The organism is Arthrobacter sp. SX1312 (assembly GCF_002929295.1).
Lineage (GTDB): Bacteria > Actinomycetota > Actinomycetes > Actinomycetales > Micrococcaceae > Arthrobacter_D.
Genome location: NZ_PJIM01000001.1, coordinates 1553319 through 1571761 on the forward strand (window position 1 = coordinate 1553319; position 18443 = coordinate 1571761).

14 protein-coding genes and 1 pseudogene are annotated in these 18443 nt (G+C 69.4%); 5 read left to right on the forward strand and 10 right to left on the reverse strand.

Annotation, left to right across the window (positions count from 1 at the left end; translation table 11 throughout):
• Window positions 1-4366, reverse strand: a 4366-nt coding sequence (locus CXQ92_RS07370; RefSeq protein WP_258069779.1) for a peroxidase family protein, incomplete at its 3' end; no start/stop codon positions are given.
• Between the two features lie 415 nt (window positions 4367-4781).
• On the opposite strand from CXQ92_RS07370, the gene CXQ92_RS07375 reads away from it, so the two are divergent.
• Complete coding sequence (locus CXQ92_RS07375; protein ID WP_146067407.1) at window positions 4782-5162, forward strand: hypothetical protein; 381 nt, start codon at window positions 4782-4784, stop codon at window positions 5160-5162.
• Here the strand turns inward: CXQ92_RS07375 and CXQ92_RS07380 are convergent.
• The 4 genes from CXQ92_RS07380 to CXQ92_RS07395 all read right to left on the reverse strand — a co-directional run bounded on the left by CXQ92_RS07380 (window position 5159) and on the right by CXQ92_RS07395 (window position 8915).
• The gene (locus tag CXQ92_RS07380) at window positions 5159-6166 is read right to left on the reverse strand and encodes a glycine betaine ABC transporter substrate-binding protein (protein WP_104166523.1); all 1008 of its coding nucleotides are present in this window, start codon (window positions 6164-6166) and stop codon (window positions 5159-5161) included. The two genes, CXQ92_RS07375 and CXQ92_RS07380, sit on opposite strands and share 4 nt — an antisense overlap.
• Window positions 6163-6843, reverse strand: a complete 681-nt coding sequence (locus CXQ92_RS07385; RefSeq protein WP_258069806.1) for an ABC transporter permease — start codon at window positions 6841-6843, stop codon at window positions 6163-6165. The genes CXQ92_RS07380 and CXQ92_RS07385 overlap by 4 nt, the downstream gene beginning before the upstream one ends.
• A gap of 142 nt (window positions 6844-6985) precedes the next feature.
• Window positions 6986-8281 (reverse strand): ABC transporter ATP-binding protein, encoded by a 1296-nt coding sequence (locus CXQ92_RS07390; RefSeq protein WP_258069780.1) that lies wholly within the window; start codon window positions 8279-8281, stop codon window positions 6986-6988.
• Window positions 8274-8915 carry an ABC transporter permease gene (locus tag CXQ92_RS07395; RefSeq protein WP_104166840.1) on the reverse strand — a complete coding sequence of 214 codons (642 nt, stop codon included), beginning with the start codon at window positions 8913-8915 and terminating at the stop codon, window positions 8274-8276. The genes CXQ92_RS07390 and CXQ92_RS07395 overlap by 8 nt, the downstream gene beginning before the upstream one ends.
• A 223-nt stretch (window positions 8916-9138) precedes the next feature.
• Between CXQ92_RS07395 and CXQ92_RS07400 the strand changes: the two genes are divergently transcribed.
• Window positions 9139-9774, forward strand: a complete 636-nt coding sequence (locus CXQ92_RS07400) for a YitT family protein (protein WP_104166525.1) — start codon at window positions 9139-9141, stop codon at window positions 9772-9774.
• A gap of 61 nt (window positions 9775-9835) precedes the next feature.
• On the opposite strand, the gene CXQ92_RS07405 is transcribed toward CXQ92_RS07400, so the two are convergent.
• Both CXQ92_RS07405 and CXQ92_RS07410 read right to left on the reverse strand, forming a co-directional pair.
• Window positions 9836-12391 (reverse strand): MMPL family transporter, encoded by a 2556-nt coding sequence (locus tag CXQ92_RS07405; protein ID WP_104166527.1) that lies wholly within the window; start codon window positions 12389-12391, stop codon window positions 9836-9838.
• Window positions 12392-12440: 49 nt separating this feature from the next.
• Window positions 12441-13091: a TetR/AcrR family transcriptional regulator gene (locus CXQ92_RS07410; RefSeq protein ID WP_181033569.1), complete on the reverse strand. Its 651-nt coding sequence runs from the start codon at window positions 13089-13091 to the stop codon at window positions 12441-12443.
• A gap of 136 nt (window positions 13092-13227) precedes the next feature.
• On the opposite strand from CXQ92_RS07410, the gene CXQ92_RS07415 reads away from it, so the two are divergent.
• The 3 genes from CXQ92_RS07415 to CXQ92_RS07425 all read left to right on the forward strand — a co-directional run bounded on the left by CXQ92_RS07415 (window position 13228) and on the right by CXQ92_RS07425 (window position 15508).
• Complete coding sequence (locus CXQ92_RS07415; protein WP_104166529.1) at window positions 13228-14211, forward strand: aldo/keto reductase; 984 nt, start codon at window positions 13228-13230, stop codon at window positions 14209-14211.
• 71 nt (window positions 14212-14282) lie between these two features.
• The gene (locus tag CXQ92_RS07420) at window positions 14283-15194 is read left to right on the forward strand and encodes a cation diffusion facilitator family transporter (protein WP_104166531.1); all 912 of its coding nucleotides are present in this window, start codon (window positions 14283-14285) and stop codon (window positions 15192-15194) included.
• Between the two features lie 2 nt (window positions 15195-15196).
• A complete protein-coding gene (locus CXQ92_RS07425) occupies window positions 15197-15508 on the forward strand; it encodes a helix-turn-helix transcriptional regulator (protein ID WP_104166844.1) in 312 nt (103 codons plus the stop codon).
• 67 nt (window positions 15509-15575) lie between these two features.
• Here the strand turns inward: CXQ92_RS07425 and CXQ92_RS07430 are convergent, their stop codons facing one another.
• From CXQ92_RS07430 to CXQ92_RS18090, 3 genes and pseudogenes are all read right to left on the reverse strand, one after another.
• Window positions 15576-15983 carry a DUF779 domain-containing protein gene (locus CXQ92_RS07430; protein WP_104166533.1) on the reverse strand — a complete coding sequence of 136 codons (408 nt, stop codon included), beginning with the start codon at window positions 15981-15983 and terminating at the stop codon, window positions 15576-15578.
• Window positions 15984-15991: 8 nt separating this feature from the next.
• Entirely contained in the window at window positions 15992-17515 is a 1524-nt protein-coding gene (locus CXQ92_RS07435) for an aldehyde dehydrogenase family protein (RefSeq protein ID WP_104166535.1), read from the reverse strand.
• A 133-nt stretch (window positions 17516-17648) separates the two neighbouring features.
• Window positions 17649-18443: pseudogene (locus CXQ92_RS18090) on the reverse strand (hypothetical protein); the annotation flags it as partial.

Below are 18443 nucleotides of genomic sequence, written 5' to 3' on the forward strand. Positions count from 1 at the left end.
CCTTGATCCCACCATTGGTGATGTGCGCCCCCGTAGCCGGGGACCAATGGATCGCGCCACCCTGGAACACCTGGTAGCAACCTCCGGAGACGAGGCCACAGAGGATCCCGCTGGTGGCGGACCCGAGTCCCGGCCGCGCGGCCGCCGCCGCGTCGATGGCTGTCGTCGCGGCCGCCGAAACCGGCGTCGTCGGTGGTGTCGTCGGCGGTGTCGTCGGCGGCGTCGGCGGCGGCGTCGCATCGGCCGCGTCCGCTGTGGTGAAGCTCCAGCTCACCGGAGCCAGCGCGTTACCTGCGGCATCGGTGATCCCGGCAGTCAGGTTCACCGTGTACCGGGTGCCCGCCGCCAGATCAGCGGTCGGGTTCAGCGTCGCGGTGCGCGTCGCCTCGTCATAGGCGACCGCACCGTCCACCGCAGTGTTGGACGGATCGGTCATCCGCAGGGTCGTCGCGCTCACCCCGGACACGGCCTCACTGAACACCGCACTGACGCCGGCCCCCACGGCCACCCCGACAGCGCCAGCCGCCGGTGTCCGCGTGCCCGCCGTCGGCGCCGTCGTGTCCGTCGGTTCGGAGTCCAGGGTGGCGACCTCGACGGTTCCATCGGTGAATTTCAGCAGTTCCACATTGGTGATGGTGTCGGTGCCGTCATCCGTGGTTCCGCCGGTGTGTGCCACCGTCGTGACGCCGTCGACGGTCGTGATGTCGTACTCGGACCGCGCACCGGAGAAGGTGGCGGTGTCGACGTCCGTAGCAGCCGGACCGGAAAGGATCTCCCGGATGATCACCACGTTGCCGGGGTCGATCCTGCTGGCCATGATGTCCGCCTGGATCTCCGTGAGGGAGTTCGCCGAGCGGATCTCCGCCCCGGCGTCATCCCTGACGCTGAGGCGGATGTTGAGCCACTTGTCGCCGTCGATGATGTCGTCGGCCCCGTTGCCCCAGATCTCGTCGCTGCCGGACCCGCCGATGATGATGTTGCCGGCCCCGAAGGTGGTTGCTCCTTCCGGCAGCAGTTCACCGAGCCCGTCGACCCTGGCGATTCCTTCCGCGTCGAGCACGTTGGTCAGGCCTTCGACGCCGACCTCGCCGTCGAGATCCGACGGTACGACGTCGTCACCGCGCAGGGTGTCGTCCTTGTCCCAGCCGGACAGGGCTTCCACCTGCAGGAACCGGTCGCGGAGCGCGTTGGGGCCGTCCACGACGATCATGCGCATGTCGGAGTCACCGCGTTCGATCGACCTGGCATGGGTGACCCAGTCGAATCCGTAGATGCCGTGGTTCCGTTCGATGCCCGGTCCGGCGACCATGACGTCGTCACCGCCTTCGGCGTCGTAGTCGTCCTCGCCGGAGTCGCCGATCATGACGTCGTGGCCCGGGTTGTTGATGTCGTCGAAGAACGGGGCACCGCTGTCGCCCTGCAGGAGGTCGTTCGCGTTGCCGCCTTCCAGCCAGTCGTTCCCGCCGCCACCGAAGACGGTGTCAGGGCCGTCACCGGCGATCACGAGGTCATCGCCTTCCCCGGCGAAGTGCTCGTTCCCGTTCAGGCCGCCGTTGGAGAAGTCGTCGCCGTCGGCCGACATGATGATGTCGAGTCCGGGTCCGGCGTCGATGGTGTCGTTGCCGGGACCGCCCTTCAGGACGTCGTCCCCGTGTGAATCGGTGATGCGGTCGTCGCCGGCACCGCCGAGGACCGTGTCCGCACCGTCCGAGCCTTCGAGGATGTCGTCGCCGTCATTGCCCCAGAACGTGTCGTTGTCGATGCCGCCCCAGATCCTGTCGGTGCCGGCGGTGCCGTTGAAGGTGGACTGGGCGTTGAGGCCCGGGCGGTCCACCGCATTGCTGACGCGGTACCGGATGGTCCCATCAGGCATCTTCAGCAGCAGGGCCGACTCGTTGCAGGCCGAGCCGGGGTCGTCGGCGACGTCGTTGCCCGTGGTGCCCACGATGTTGGCCATCTCGAACTCGCAGTCAGCAACGCCGAAGACATCGGCCTTGAGGGCGGAGGCATCGGTGTTCCTCATGATGAGTTCCGCGAAGGAGTTGCCCTCGAGTTCGGTGCGCAGGTTCAGTCCGGAAGTGCGGGACAGGTAGTACAACCGGTCGCCGTCCTGCAGATCGGTCATCTGGCGTTCGAAGATGTAGTTGAACGTCGAGCCCAGCAGGCCTCCGAAGAGATTCTGCATCTCGGCGAGGCCTCCGGTCCAGAGGTCGACGTCGTCGAGCCCCGAGGCAGTGGTGGCCCAGGCGCCGGTGCTGTTCACGAAATCGTACGCATCAGCCGGCGTCGCGGGGTTGGCCGCGTCCATGTCGAACAGCAGCTGGGCCGCAGCACGCTTCCCGTCGATGGATGCCGCGCCCTTGATGCTGGGGTGCTGTCCGTAGGCCGCCATGAAGTTGACGACCGAATCGGGGTGCTTCAGCCCCTGGCCGAAATCGACCCAGTTGGTGTACGGCTTCAGCGAGGACTCCCCGGTCTCCGCGTACAACTGGGTGCGGAGATTGTTGAGCGAGGGCACCCCGGTCTCGTGCCCGCGGGCGATGTTGAGGGCCGCGAGGTCGAGGGGCAGGCCCAGCACGTTGTTGCGCAGCGTGCTGGTCACGAACTCATCGAGCTCCGCGCCCACCTGGTCGGTCATGCCCATGGCGATGCTCCCGGCAGCCTGCTCCGGGGTGAGCGTCGCGCCCTCGTTGGCGTAGTACGCCGGCGGGTTGAGGAAGGCGTCGAGGAGCGGCATGCCGATGTCCTCGCCGGTGTTCGTCCTCCTGTCGACCGTCTCCGTCAGCATCGAGTGGCCGAACCGGTAGGTTGCATGCGCGAACTCCGCCGTCACCGCCGGATCGATCCCCGTGTCGGCCTGGGTGAACGGGTTGAAGGGGTTGAGCCCTGGCTGGACCTTGCGGGCGAACTCCTCGAAGACGATGTGCTGGTATTCCATCTCTGTGACGTACCGGGCCGCTTGGAAGAGCCGCTCACCGTTCCAGCTGCCGTCGGGGAGCTTCCACTCGTTCAAATCGAGGTTCAGGGAGGTCAGGAGCTCCTCCATGTAGGTCACCAGCCGGTTGTGTTCGGAATGGAACACCTGGTGGACCGCGGTGAGGCCGATGTTCTCGTTGACGCGTCCGTCCCCGGCGATGAAGTGCGTGTTCAGCATCTCGTCGTCGTAGGTGCCGACCGGTTGGGGGCCGGTGACGGGTGTGATGCCGGTGTCGCCGTCGGCGGCGAGGAGCGCACCGGTCCGTGAGTCGAACGGTGAGGCCGTGTTGGCGATGTCGTCGAGGAAGGCGATTCCGATGCGCTGCACGTCGGCCGGAGGTGCGACCGGGTTCTCGAGGTTGCCTTCGACCATCGTCTTGTCCCGCTTGACGTACTGGGGAAGACCGTTCGGACCGCGAAGGAACCGTCCGTACTGATCGGTGGCGATCATGGGGATGTTCCCGATGTCGGCGTCGGACAGCTTGAGGCCGAGGAGGTCCGCGGCCTGGTCCTTCACGTCCTGCCAGGTGGCCAGGCCGCCCGGGGCGCCCTCGACGAGGTCGCCGGTCGAGACGGGGTCGCCGTCGACGTCCAGCGCGTATTCGCGGAGGAAGACCTGATGCGCCGGGTGCGAGGTGTAGGTCTGGCTCTGGTCGACCCACGGGGAATCCGTGTTGGTGCCGTCCTGGACGTCGTCGGGTGTTCCGAGCACGCCGTCAGGGCCGGGCTGGTTCTCGGCGCGGCTCAGCATCATGAAGTTCGTCCGGCCGCCCGGAACATAGAGCGGATCGTCGGCAGCGAGTGGCATCATCACCACGCTCTTCGATTTCCTCGTGGAATCGATACCGTGATCGAAGAACTGTCCGAACAGGGCGAACATGCCGTTGTAGGGCGGGGACAGACCGAAGTCCGTGGTGACGTTCGGGATGTCGAGCGTCTCCCCTTCCTCCACACAGTCGACCGGGACGCCGGGGCTTTCGCAGGGTATCGCGGTCGGTTCGTCGTTGACGGTCCGGTGTGCACGGCCGGCGGACGCGATGGCCGCCGGGTTGTCGGACGTCTGGTCCACGACCACGTTGCTGATGAAGCGCGCGGTCCCATCGGTGATGTTGGTGTTGACCGACCGATAGGTCTGTCCGTTCGGAGCGGTGCGCCATTGTGGTTCCGTAAGACGGGGAAAAGGAAGATTCGAGGACCCGAACTGTTCCTGGCCCTTGATGAGGTTGTTGTCCGAGCCGTCCACGGTACGGAGTCCGTATGGCATCAGGGGGTTTGCTATCTGGTTGGGACCCGGACCGACCAGCGGTGCTCCCGCCACCGGATTGCCTTGGGCGTCCTCCTTGGTGGCGTGGTTCTCGGCGATCTTGATCTGCTTCAGGATGAAGCGCATGTCCCCTGCGTTGAGAGTCAGCCCCTGGCCGACCGGAGCAGCTGAAACTGCAGGCGCCAGGACTGCCGGCATGACGCCGGATCCGAGAACCAGCGCCACCAGTCCTGCTGTCAACTTGGTAGGAATGCTCCCCTTGGTCTGACGGCGCGAGTCGCCGTCCTGTCGATGATGTGTGCGGCGATGCCTGGACATGGTTACTTCCCTCGTAGAGTCCCCGGCGACCCCAAATCAGCGCCGGCTGGCTCAACCTTGGAGAAACGTCCTTGGGAAAAACTTGGGGGCCGGTGAGGGCGGCTCCTGCCGGTGGCGGAATGCGGTGGCGAGGACGCCGATCGTTCCCCGATCCCGGCCACCCGTGGGAGACTTCAGTTCACAGTGCCTGCGCCGGCAGGTTCCGACCGAGGGAGGCACCATCGTGGATGACTTCACGATCATCGACGACGCGGGCATCCTGGAGGTCCTCTGGCGGCCCGGCATCGGGATCGGGCCGGCCGAGCTCGACGTCCTGGCGAACACGATCACGCATTTCCCACGCTGGCACGCATCCCCGGTGCTCGTGCACCTCAACCTGGTCCGGCACATCACGCCGCCGGCGCGCCGCATGCTCGTCGCCTACCACCATGCGGGGCCGATCGGGCTGACGGGCAGCGACCCCGTGGACCGGGTCCTCGCGGCGTTCATCGCCCAGTCGCGCAGCCGGACCCGCTATTTCACGGAGAGCGGGGAGGCCCGCGCCTGGCTGTCCTCGATCGGCGCGGCGTCCGGGCCACGGCCCGTCCCGGCAATGGCGCGCTAGGGCCTGGAGATGAACCCGTTGTCCACCATGAACTCGAAGGCGACGTCGGCGGGTTCCTCGCCCTCGACGTCGACGCGGAGGTTCATGACGCGCAGCGCCTCGTCGGTGAGCGTCGGGGTGATCGCGTCGAACACGTCCTGGAGTTCCGGGAACTCCTCGAGGGTCTCCCCGTAGTACACCGGCGCTGCGTTGTAGGCCGGGAAGAACCCGAGGTCGTCCTCGAGGAGGGTCAGGTCCAGGGCCTCGATGCGCCCGTCCGTCGCGAAGACCTCGCCGAAGTTGCAGGCTCCCGTGTCGGTCGCCCCGTAGATGGCCCCCGTGTCGTAGATCCCGATGTTCTCGTCGGGGACCCCGGTCGCCGTGCCGCGCTCGAGGCCGTAGTGCTGCAGCATGGGCGTCATCCCGTCGGCGCGGGAGTTGAACTCCGCCTCCACGCAGAACGTCCGCTGCTCGGGTGGCAGCTGGGCGATCCCCGACATCGTGGTGATCCCGCCGAGCTCCGGGATGGCCTCGGTCCTCACGGCCATGGCGTAGGTGTTGTTCAGCGGCGCCGGGCCGCCCCATACGAGCCCGTTGGCGACGTCGGCGTCCCGCACCGCCGTCCACTGCTCCTGCTGGTCGGCGATGCCGGCCTCCTCGCCCAGGAAGGCGAGCCAGGCCGTACCGGTGTACTCCCACGTCAGGTCTGCCTCACCCGAGAGGATCAGGTCCCGGGCCGGCTGCGACCCGGGCGCATTGGTCAGGTCCGTGACATCGAAGCCCGCGGCCTGCGCCGCCAGGACGGAGATCTTCCCGAGGATCAGCTGCTCCGTGAAGTTCTTGGACGTCACGGTGAGCGGTGCGTCGTCGGCGCCCTCGATGGGCTGGATGGAGCCCGGACCGGCGGCGGGGACGTAGGACGTGGCGGGCTCGAGTCCGCACCCGGCCAGGAGGAGGCCGGCGGCGGCTGTCAGCGCCATGCCGGTGCGGAGCCGGACGCTGCGGGGGCCGGGACGCCGGCTCATGCGAGGCCCTTCGGGCGGGCGAGGAGTTCGACGACGCGCCCCACCCAGTCCACGAGCAGCGCGAGAAGGGCGACGCTCACGGCACCGGCCACGAGGACGCGCGACAGGTTGAGGTTGACCCCGGTGGTGATGAGGATGCCGAGCCCGCCGCCGTTGATGAACGTGGAGAGCGCGGCGGTCCCGACGAGCAGCACCAGCGCCGTGCGGATGCCCGCGAGCATGATGGGCACCGCGAGCGGGAGTTCGACGCGGAAGAGGACCGCCGCGGCGCTCATGCCCATCCCCCGGCCGGCCTCGACCAGCCGGTCGTCGACCTGGCCGATACCGACCATGGTGTTCCGGAGGACCGGCAGGAGCGCATAGACCACGAGCGCCGTCACCGCCGCACGGAAGCCGAAGCCGAGCCAGGCGGCGAGCAGTACGACGAGCCCGATGGCCGGCGCGGACTGGCCGATGTTCACGACCGCGAGGACGGGCCCGGCCAGCCGCCGGAGCGGCTTCCGCGTCAGCAGGATACCGAGCGGGATGGCGATCAGGAGCACGATCGCGGCGGACAGCAGCGTCAGCGCCAGATGCTCCCGCGTGTAGCCGAGAAGGGACGCCGGGTTGAGGGTGATCTGTTCCGTCTCGGTGAGTTGCGCCGTCGTCAGCCAGACGGCCAGCGCACCGCCCGCCAGGAGGATGCCGGCGAGCTGGAGGAGCAGGGGGCGCCAGCCGCGGCCGGTGCTGACGGTGAGGGGATCGGCTGCACCGCGCGGGACGAGGGCGGTGCCCGCACCCGCCGTCGGGCGTTGGGCTGCGGCGGGAGCGCCGAAGCCCTCACTCACTTCCGCCACCCCCGGCGGCCGGATGCAGGGGCTGGGGCTCGACGCCGGTGTCCGGCTGCGTGGTGAGCGCGCCGGTGTTGATGCCGACCGGCTTGCCCTCCGCGTGGGAGGTGCGCGCATGGGCGTGCGCCTGGGTCATCGCCACCATGATGGTCTCCACGTCGACGACGCCGCGGAAGCTGTCACGTCCACCGGTGACCAGCGCCGCGCCGACACTGGAGACGAGCATGATGTCGAGCGCGTCGTTCAGGGTGGCACGTTCGCCGATGAGGGGAAGACGCGGATCACTGTCGCCACCGATCCGCTCGAGCCGGGCGAGCTGCCGCCTCGAGAGCCACTGCAGCGGCCGGTTCCGGCCGTCGATAATGACCGCGTGGTCGTCACCCTGCTGGTCCAGGCGCGAGAGTACGTCGGAGGCGAGATCGCCCGGGGACGCGGTCACGGCGGACCGCAGGGCCACCTCGTTGACGCGCGTCAGGGTCAGTTGTTTCAGGCCGGCACCGGCGCCGATGAAGTTCTCCACGAACTCGTTGGCGGGCTCGGCGAGGATCCGGGCCGGGGTGTCGTACTGCACCAGCTGCGCGCCCTCCGTGAAGATGGCGATCCAGTCCCCGAGCTTCACCGCTTCGTCGAAGTCGTGGGTGACGCAGACGATCGTCTTCTGGAGCTCTTTCTGGATGCTGATGAGCTCGTCCTGCAGACGCACCCGCGTGATCGGGTCCACGGCGCCGAACGGCTCGTCCATGAGCAGCACGGGTGGATCCGCCGCAAGCGCGCGGGCGACGCCCACACGCTGCTGCTGCCCGCCGGAGAGCTCCCGGGGGAACCTGTCGCGGTACTGCTCCGGGTCGAGGGAGACGAGCTCCAGGAGCTCGTCGACACGGGCGGCCACGCGTTCCTTGCCCCAGCCGAGCATCTTCGGGACGATGGCGATGTTCGTCGCGACCGTCATGTGCGGGAACAGGCCGCCGGCCTGGATGACGTAGCCGATGCGGCGTCGCAGGGCATCGCCGTCGATGGCCGTGACGTCGTCGCCGTCGAGCACGATCCGCCCCTCGGAGGGTTCGATCAGGCGGTTGATCATCTTCAGCGTGGTGGTCTTGCCGCAGCCCGAGGGGCCGACCAGCATGACGATCTTGCCGGCCGGGATCTCCATGGTGAGTCCGTCGACGGCCGCCTTGGCCTGGCCCGGGTACCGCTTGCTGACCTTGTCCAGCAGGATGCTCGCGCCGGTGATCTCGGCCGTGGCGTCCGGGGACGCGGGAGTGGCGGGAATGTTGTCAGACACGGATACCTCGCGGGATTGTGAGCCGGCCGAGGCCGACCAGAAGGAGATCGAGCACCATGGCCAGGATCACCACGGCGATGATCCCGGTGGCGACGGATTCGAGGGCGTTGGCGCCGCCGAGCCGGGCGAGGCCCGTGAAGATGAACCCGCCGAGTCCGGGCCCGAGGACGTACGCGGTGATCGCGGCGATGCCCATGACCATCTGGGCGGAGACACGCACCCCGGCCAGGATGACGGGCCAGGCCATGGGCAGCTCGATCCGGCGGAAGGTCTGGAAGCGGCTCAGCCCCACGCCCCGGGCGGATTCGATGATCGATCGGTCCACGCTCGTCAGGCCCACGACCGCGTTGCGCAGGATCGGCAGGACGGCGAAGAACACCACCACGATGACGGCCGGCGCGACGCCGAAGCCGAACGGGGCGATCAGGAGGCCGATGAGGGCGAAGGACGGGATGGTCAGGCCGACCGCGGAGACGCTGTTCGCGACGGCGGTGAGGGCCGGACTCCGGTAGACCAGCGCCGCGACGGCGATGGCCAGGACGGTCGCGATCACCAGGCACTGGACCACGAGCGAGAAATGCTGCCAGCTGGCGAACAGGATCTGCTCGAGCCTGCTGCCTACGTAGTCGAGCACGTCCACCTCCTCGTCACGCCCACACCGCGCCCCTGATCCAGCGCAGGGCGCAGCCGTAAGCCGGCTTATTTTTTCAACCGTACCGGAGATCGGGGACGGGCGGGCAAGAGATTCCTGCCGCCCGGCGTCCTGGTGATCCGCGTCCGGGCCACCCCCTGTGCCCTTGTTCACATCGACGGCCCCCGGTGCGTCGGGCCGCACCTGCCGGTGATAGCTTGCCGCCATGGACACCACAACAGCCCCCGCCCCAATCGGCGCCGAGGTCATCGTCAGGCACTCGGTGCCGGAGGACATCCTGGGGATGGTCACGGGTACCTTCACGGTGTCCCTCGGCCTGTTCCTGCTCACGACGAGCGGCGCCGTGACCGGCGGGACGGCGGGCCTCGCCATGCTCCTGAGCTATACGGGCGGCCTGTCCTTCAGCGCGCTGTTCTTCCTCGTGAACATCCCGTTCTTCGCCCTCGCCGTGTGGAAGAAGGGCTGGGACTTCACGCTGCGCACCATGGTGGCCGTGGCGCTCGTCGCGGGCCTGGCCGCCCTGCACCCCGTGTCGCTCGGCGGACTGACCCTGAACCCCCTCTACGCGGCGCTCGGCGGGAACCTGCTGGCAGGTGTCGGGCTGCTGATCCTCTTCCGCCACCGGGCGAGCCTCGGCGGCTTCAACATCCTCGCCCTCATCCTGCAGGAACGGCTCGGCTGGCGTGCCGGGTACGTGCAGATGGCTCTCGACACGACCGTCATCCTCGCCGCCTTCACCGTCGTCGAGCCCGCGGGCGTGCTGCTCTCGGCCGTCGGCGCCGTGGTGCTCAACCTCGTCCTGGCGCTCAACCACAGGCCCGGACGCTACCTCGGCGCCTGAGGGCCCAGGGGCGGGGGCCGCCCTTCCCGGCCGCGTGCCCCCGCACCTCCGACCCAGGCCCTCAGGCGGGAACCGGGACGGACTCCTTCTCCTTCTCGTCGCGCAGGAGCCGGGCTCCTTCGACGTCGACGTCCGGGAGGATCCTCCCGAGCCATGCGGGAAGCCACCAGGCATGCCGGCCCAGCAGGTACATCGCGGCCGGGACCAGGGTCATGCGGACCACGAAGGCATCGAGCAGCACCCCGAAGGCGAGACCGAAGCCGATCGGGCGCACCATGGCCAGGTGGGAGAACACGAAGCCCGCGAACACGGAGACCATGATGATCGCCGCTGCCGTGACCACCCGGGCGCCATGACTGAAGCCGATGCGCACTGCGGCCTTGGGGTCGTCCCCGTGGACGTACGCCTCCCGCATGCCGGACACCAGGAACATCTGGTAGTCCATCGCGAGGCCGAAGAGCACCCCGATCAGGATGATGGGCAGGAAGCTGAGGATCGGCCCGGGGTTCGTGACCCCGAAGACGTCGCCGAGCCAGCCCCACTGGTAGATGGCGACGGTCGCACCGAAGCTGGCGAGCAGTGAGAGCAGGAACCCGGCGGTCGCGATGATCGGGACGAGGATGGAGCGGAACACCAGCAGGAGCAGGATCAGGGACAGCCCGACCACGATGGCCAGGTACACCGGCAGCGCCTCCATGAGCTTGGCGGAGACGTCGATGTTCGCCGCGGTCTGACCGGTCACGGCAATGGCGACGCCGGTCCGGTCCTCGAAGTCACCGGTCGCGGCGCGAAGGTCGCGAACCAGGTTCTCGGTGGCCTCGCTGGCGGGTCCTTCCTCGGGGATGACCTGGAAGATCGCAGTGCGGCCGTCCTCGCTCACCGTCGCAGGCACCGACGCGGCGACGCCGGGCACGTCCCGCAGGCGGTCGTTGACGTCGAGCCGGAGTGTCGTGAGCTCGGCCTCGTCGGCAGTCCCGGGGAGGGATCCGACGACGATCAGCGGGCCGTTGGTACCGGCCCCGAACTTGTCGCCGATGGTGCTGTAGGCCTGGAACGCCGTGGAATCGGCCGGTTCCGTGCCGCCGTCGGGCAGGCCGACGCGCAGCTGCGCGGCGGGGATGGCGATGACGCCGAGGAGGACCACGCCGGCGAGGACCGTGAGGACGGGCTTCCGGGTCACGAAGCCGCCCCAGCCCGCGCCGCGCGCGGCGCGCTGGTCGGCCAGGGCGATGCTGTCCTCGGAGTCCAGGGATGCGGCGGCGGAGTGCCTGTGTCCGGCGGCCTTGGCCCACCGACGCTTCGAGATCACGCGACGTCCCATCAGCGCGAGGAGCGCCGGGGTGAGGGTGAGCGCCACGAGGACGGCCACCGCCACCGTGCCCGCTGCGGAGAGACCCATGACGGTCAGGAACGGAAGCCCTGGCACGGCGAGCGCGGCGAGGGCCACGATCACGGTGATGCCTGCGAAGAGCACGGCGTTCCCGGCGGTGCCGGTGGCACGGGCGATCGACTCCTGCAGGTCCATGCCGTGCAGGAGCTGGGTCCGGTGCCGGTTCACGATGAACAGGCAGTAGTCGATGCCGACGGCGAGGCCGAGCATCAGGGCGAGGACCGGGGAGATGCTGTTCATCTCGACGATCCCCGACAGTGCGAAGGTGACCCCCACGCCCACGCCGACCCCGACGATGGCCATGAGCAGCGGGAGCCCGGCGGCGACCAGGGTGCCGAGCATCAGGATGAGGACGATCGCGGCGACGGCCAGGCCGACGGCTTCCGTCGCCCCGACGATCCCGGAGACGTCCTCGACGATCTCCTTGCTGTACTCGACGGTCACTCCTGCCGACTTCGCCTCGGCAGCCGCCTCCTGCACCGCTCCGCGCAGCTCCGGAGAGACCGCGTTGATCTGCTGGTCGAACTGCACGCTGGCCACGCCGGTGGAGCCGTCCTCGGACACCAGCCTCACCCCGGAGGTGGCGTCGAGCTGCCGCTGGGCGAGGTCGAGTTCGGTGCGCCCGGATTCGAGCTGCTCCCGCCCTGCCTCCAGCTCGGTGCGGCTCGCATCCAGCCTCGCCTGGCCCTGCTCGAGCTGCTGGGCGGTGGCCGCCGCCTGGGGTCCCGGGAGTTGCGCCCGGACCTGTTCGAACTGTGCACGCTGCTCGTCGAGCTGCTGCTGGCCCTGCGCGAGCTGGTCCTCTCCGGCGCTCAGCTGCTGCTCGCCGGCGTCGAGTTCCGCGCGACCGGCGTCGAGCTCCTCGCCGCCGGACGCCACCTGGTCCGCGACGTCGAAGGGGTCGATGACGCCGCGCACGCCGTCGAGCGCGGCGATGTCCGCCAGGGCCGCCTGCACGCCCTCACGCTGCTCGGGCGAGAAGGCGGCGCCGTCGTCGGACGTGAACACCACCGTGCCCGTGCCGCCGACCGCCTCCGGCAGTTCCTCCCGCAGCCGGTCGGAGATGCGCTGCGACTCGGTACCGGGGATGGTGAAGTTGTTGGTGAGCGTCCCGGAGAAGGCGACGGCGGCGGCGCCGACCGCCAGCATGATGGCGAGCCATGCGGAGACGACCCACCACCGCCTTCGGAACGCGAAGGAACCGAGCCGGTAGAGGAGGAAAGCCATGGAGGAGTCCTAGCAGGAAGGGAGCGGGCAGGGGAGGAAGGACAAGGGTTCAGGCCCGGGAGACGGGCCCGGTGGTGCGGGGGGAGAACCCGTCGCGGAGCATGGTCAGCACTGCGAGGATGCGTTCCTCGAGCTCCTGCCCGGGGTTGCCGGTGGAGTCGTGGCTCACGGCGGCCCAGTCGCGCATCGCCGCCTTGGTGCAGGAGAGGACGCTCCCCACCAGGGCGGTGAGGTAGAGCTCGGAGGCGTCCGCCCCGAGCCGTCGGCGCAGCCCCTCGACGATCCGCACCTCGGCGCGTTCCCACGAGTGCAGCTGCGCCCGCAGGAGATCCGGGTTGGAGTCCGCCATGCGGAAGAGGGCGCCGTGCTGCGAGAGGCCCTCCATCCGCGTGGTCTCGGTGAACGCCCGGATGATGGAGTCGAAGAGGGGCTCGTCCTGCGGCATCCGCCCGAAGACCTCCAGCGCCAGGTCGAGGAACCCGTCGGTGCGGACGGTCAGGGCGTCCTCGGCGCTGTGGAAGTAGTTGAAGAACGTGCGGCGGGAGACCCCGGCCCGTACGGCGATCTGGTCCACGGTGAACGAGCCGGGCCCTACGGACAGCGCGAGATCGATCGCCGCATCCGCGATCGCTCGGCGGGTGTCGATCTTGTTCTGCTCGCGGCGGCCCACGGGCACTGCGTCGTCGGTCGTTTCCAGCACGATCACAGCGTAGGCGAATTCTTGCACAGCGTGCAACAAGATGTCCGACGCCGGCCCTGCCCGCGGGCGGGCCGCCAAGCGTACTCTGGCCGAGGCACCCTTTTCCTCCCACGATTCCCCTGCGAAGGCGGCTCCCATGAGAACCATCACCCTCGGCGCCCCCGGCTCGGGCCTCGACGTCTCCCGGCTCGGCCTCGGCTGCATGGGCATGTCGGCGTTCTACACCGGCAGCGGGAAGGACGACGCCGGGGCGATGGCCACCCTCCACCGCGCGCTCGACCTCGGCGTCACCTTCTTCGACACCGCCGAGATGTACGGCCCCTACACCAACGAGGAGCTGCTGGGCCGGGCGTTCAGGACCAGGCGCGACGACGTCGTGCTGGCCACGAAGTTCGGCACCATCCGCCATGCGGCGGGTGACGCCATGGGGCTCGACGGCAGTCCGGAAAACGTGCGCCTCGCGGTCGAGGGGTCGCTGAAGCGGCTGCAGACCGACCACATCGACCTCTACTACCAGCACCGCATGGACCCCTCGGTGCCGGTCGAGGACACCATGGGCGCCCTTGCCTCACTCGTCCAGGAGGGCAAGATCCGGCACATCGGGCTGTCCGAGGCGGCACCCGCCACGATCCGCAGGGCCCACGCCGTCCACCCGGTGACGGCGCTCCAGACCGAGTACTCGCTGTGGAGCAGGGAGCCGGAGCGCGAGATCCTCCCGCTCGTCCGCGAGCTCGGGATCGGCTTCGTCCCCTACTCGCCGCTCGGCCGCGGCTTCCTGACCGGGACCATCCGCTCGGTGGACCAGCTCGACGAGTCGGATTTCCGCCGCAACAATCCGCGTTTCGCCGGCGAGAACCTGCAGACCAACATCCGGATCGTCGAGCAGGTGGACGACGTCGCGCGGCAGCTCGAGGCGACGCCGGGGCAGGTGGCCCTCGCCTGGCTCCTCGCCCAGGGCACGGACATCGCCCCGATCCCGGGAACCAAGCAGGTGCGCTACCTGGAGGAGAACGTCGCGGCGGACGCCCTGACGCCCACCCCCGAGCAGCTCGCGCAGCTGGACGGTGTGGCCGCCCCCGTCGGAGACCGCTACGAGGACATGTCCGGCGTCGACCGGTAGCCGCCCGTCCCTCCGGATCAGCCGGCGACCCGCTCGCCCCCAAGGTTCACGGACGGATGTACTATCGGTGCATGGGTACCCACCACGCACCGGCGAGCGCCGGCCGGCGCGGCCCGCTGGCCGGCGCGCGGGCCATCACGCTCGGCGTCTTCCTCCTCCAGATCGTCGGCGCCCTGTGGACAGGCAGCCTGGCCCTCCTCTTCGACTCCGTGCACGTCCTGACGGACGCCGCAGGCCTGGCCATGGCGCTCGGCGCCGCCACGCTCTCGGTCCGGCCGGCGTCGGCGCGCCGCTCGTGGGGCTTCCGCCGGGCGGAGGTCATCGCCGCCCTGCTGCAGGCCGCGTTCCTCCTCGCCGTCGGAACCTACGTCCTGGTCGAGGGGGTGCGGCGCCTCATCACGCCGACGGACGTCGCAGCTCCGGAGATGATCGTCTTCGGGGTGATCGGCCTCCTCGGCAATCTCGCTGCGCTCGGGCTGCTGGCGCGGCACCGGACCGCCAGCTTCAACCTGAGGGCGGCGTTCCTCGAAGTCCTCAACGACGCCCTCGGGTCGGTGGCCGTCATCGTGGCCGCCGTGATCATCACGCTGACGGGGTGGATGCGGGCGGACGCCGTCGTGGCCATGCTCATCGGCGCGTTGATCATCCCGCGGACCCTGAAGCTGCTGCGCGAGACCATCGACGTGCTGCTCGAATCCACCCCCGCCGGTATCGACCTCGAGGAGGTCCGCAGCCATATCGCGCGCCTGCCCCACGTCCGCGACGTCCACGACCTGCACATCACCCAGATCGCCACCGGCCTGCCGGTCCTCACCGCGCACATCGTCGTCGATGACGACTGCTACCGGGACGGCTCCGCGCACGCCGTGCTGGACCAGCTCCAGGAGTGCGTGGCACGGCATTTCGATGTCAGCATCGACCACTGCACCTTCCAGATCGAGCCGCTGGGACACATGCGCCACGAGACGGAGCTGGCGCACTGATGCTGCAGACCCTGACCTCGACGTCGGTCCTGGAACGCGTGGGCACCGCCCTGTCCGATCCGACGCGCGTGCGGATCCTCGTGGCCTTGCGGGATGCGCCGGCCTATCCCACCGAACTGGCCGGACTGCTCGGCGTCAGCCGCCAGAGCCTGTCCAACCACCTCTCCTGCCTGCGGGGGTGCGGCCTCGTGGTGTCGGTCCCCGAGGGGCGGCGCTCGCGTTACGAACTCGTGGACCCGAAGCTCGGGCATGCCCTCACGGACCTCCTCGGCATCGTCCTCGCCGTGGACCCCGCCCACCGCGGTCATCCCTGAACCAGGGCCGACGGCATGGGACCGGGGCCCGGCGCATGACACGCGCCGGGCCCCGTCCGTCCTCGCCCTAGCCCATCAGTCGGGAGCGGATCAGGAACCTCTTGCCCTCCGGGGCCTCGACGGAGAAGCCGCTCCCCCGGCCCTGCACGACGTCGACCGTCAGGTGCGTGTGGCGCCAGTACTCGAACTGCTCCCGCGACATCCAGAACTCGATGAGCCGCGGCTCGCCCCCGGCGTCCGCACGAGGTCCCGCCGAGATGTCCAGGACGCCGAGCAGCACGTCCGCCTCCGCCGTGATGAACTCGCCCGCCGGATAGCACATCGGCGACGAGCCGTCGCAGCACCCGCCGGACTGGTGGAACATCAGCGGCCCGTGGATGAGCCACAGCTTGTCCAGCAGTTCGACGGCGGCGCCGGTCAGCGCCACCCGCGAGATGGTCTCCCCGGGGATCGTCACCGAAGCCTCGACGGTCACGGCGTCTCCTAGAAGAACCCGAGCTTGGACTCGGAGTAGCTGACCAGCAGGTTCTTGGTCTGCTGGTAGTGATCGAGCATCATGGCGTGGTTCTCGCGGCCGATGCCCGAGGACTTGTAGCCGCCGAACGCCGCTCCCGCGGGGTAGGCGTGGTAGTTGTTCACCCACACGCGCCCCGCCTGGATCTCGCGCCCTGCCCGGTATGCCACGTTCCCGTTCCGCGACCAGACGCCCGCACCGAGACCATAGAGGGTGTCGTTGGCGATCTCCAGGGCCTCCGCGTAGTCGTCGAATCGCGTCACCGAGACCACGGGGCCGAAGATCTCCTCCTGGAACACCCGCATGCTGTTGGTGCCCTCGAACACGGTGGGCTTCACGTAGTAGCCCTCGGCGAGATCGCCGCCGAGGATGTTCCGTTCGCCGCCGGTGAGGACCTTGGCGCCCTCCTGCCGGCCGATGTCCATGTAGGACAGGATCTTCTCGAGCTGGTCGTTGGAGGCCTGTGCCCCGACCTGCGTGTCGGTGTCCAGCGGGTTGCCCTGGACCATCTTCTCGACACGGGCGATCGCGTCCGCCATGAAGGAGTCGTAGATGGAACCCTGCACGAGTGCGCGGGAGGGGCAGGTGCAGACCTCACCCTGGTTCAGCGCGAAGAGTGCGAAGCCCTCGAGCGCCTTGTCGTAGAACGCGTCGTTGCTGTCGGCGACGTCCGAGAAGAAGATGTTCGGGCTCTTGCCGCCGAGCTCGAGCGTGACGGGGATCAGGTTCTGGCTCGCGTACTGGCTGATCAGTCGGCCCGTGGTCGTCTCGCCGGTGAAGGCGATCTTGCGGATGCGCTTGCTCGAGGCGAGCGGCTTGCCGGCCTCCACGCCGAAGCCGTTCACGACGTTGATGACACCCGCGGGCAGGATGTCGCTGATCAGTTCCATGAGGACGAGGATCGACGACGGCGTCTGCTCCGCGGGCTTGAGCACGACGGCGTTGCCTGCGGCGATCGCCGGGGCCAGCTTCCACGTCGCCATGAGGATCGGGAAGTTCCAGGGGATGATCTGCCCGACGACGCCGAGCGGCTCGCGATAGTGGTAGGCCGTCATGTCCTCGTCCAGCTGGGACAGGGCACCCTCCTGGGCCCGGATGGCGGCGGCGAAGTACCGGAAGTGGTCGATCGCGAGGGGGATGTCGGCGGCGAGGGTCTCCCGGACCGGCTTGCCGTTGTCCCAGGTATCGGCCACCGCGAGCATCTCGAGGTTCTCCTCCATGCGATCCGCGATGCGGTTCAGCACCAGCGCCCGGTCCGCGGCGGAGGTCTTGCCCCAGGACGGGGCGGCCTTGTGGGCTGCGTCCAGCGCCAGTTCGATGTCCTCGGCGGTGCCGCGCGCCACCTCGCAGAAAGCCTTGCCCGTCACCGGGGAGATGTTCTCGAAATACTGGCCCTTGATGGGGGAAACCCACTCACCACCGATCCAGTTCTCGTACCGCGGCTTGAAACTGACCTTCGATCCATCCTGGCCAGGCTGGGCGTAAACAGTCATCGTCGAACTCCTTGAATTCCTCGGGTGCAGGACGTCGTCGTCCCTGGAGCACACAGTAGGAGCGCGAAGGTTGCATCGACGTTGCACGAGCCCCGCGGGGCGGCGACGCTCCGTCGGATCACAGCTCCGTGCGTCAGCCCTCGCCGTCTGCGGGCGCAGCCTCGTCCTTCGCCGGCCCGGCCGGTGCAGCGGGATCGACGCCGGCCGGGGTCGGAGCGGGGCCGGGCTCGGCGGGCGCGTTCGGGTCCTCGCACGACGGATCGGCCTCGGCGCCCTCGACCGGGGTCGCTTCCGCCGCTGGTTCCGTCGTTCCGGCGGGCGTCTCCGGCGTCGACGGATCCGCGTCGCACGGTGCTTCCGGGGCCGGGGCCGGAGCAGGCGCCGGCGCAGGGGCTGGCGCCGGGGCAGGGGCTGGCGCCGGGGCAGGGGCAGGGGCTGGCGCCGGGGCAGGGGCTGGCGCCGGAGCAGGCGCCGGGGCGGGCTCCGGCGCAGGGGCTGGCGCCGGGGCAGGGGCTGGCGCCGGGGCAGGGGCAGGGGCAGGGGCTGGCGCCGGGGCAGGGGCTGGCGCCGGAGCAGGCGCCGGGGCGGGCTCGTCGACCGGCTCCTCGGCAGGCTTCTCGGCCGTCTCCTCGACCGGCTTCTCAGCAGGCTTCTCGGCAGGCTTGTCGGCGGGCTTCTGCGCAGGCTTGTCGACCGGCTTCTCCGCAGGCTTGTCGGTCGTCTCCTCGGCCGGCTTGTCCGCAGGCTTCTCGGCGGGCCTGTCGACCGGCTTGTCCGCAGGCTTCTCGGCGGGCTTGTCGACCGGCTTCTCGACCGGCTTGTCGGCCGGCTTGTCGACCGGCTTCTGCGCGGGCTTGTCGACCGGCTTCTGCGCGGGCTTGTCGACCGGCTTCTCCGCAGGCTTCTCGGCGGGCTTGTCGACCGGCTT

Bases quoted from the DNA above. Each gene is read 5' to 3' on its own strand.
- CXQ92_RS07380 (WP_104166523.1), bottom strand. From the start codon at position 6,166: ATGAGCCGGCGTCCCGGCCCCCGCAGCGTCCGGCTCCGCACCGGCATG.
- CXQ92_RS07400 (WP_104166525.1), top strand. From the start codon at position 9,139: ATGGACACCACAACAGCCCCCGCCCCAATCGGCGCCGAGGTCATCGTC.
- CXQ92_RS07405 (WP_104166527.1), bottom strand. From the start codon at position 12,391: ATGGCTTTCCTCCTCTACCGGCTCGGTTCCTTCGCGTTCCGAAGGCGG.
- CXQ92_RS07415 (WP_104166529.1), top strand. From the start codon at position 13,228: ATGAGAACCATCACCCTCGGCGCCCCCGGCTCGGGCCTCGACGTCTCC.
- CXQ92_RS07420 (WP_104166531.1), top strand. From the start codon at position 14,283: ATGGGTACCCACCACGCACCGGCGAGCGCCGGCCGGCGCGGCCCGCTG.
- CXQ92_RS07435 (WP_104166535.1), bottom strand. From the start codon at position 17,515: ATGACTGTTTACGCCCAGCCTGGCCAGGATGGATCGAAGGTCAGTTTC.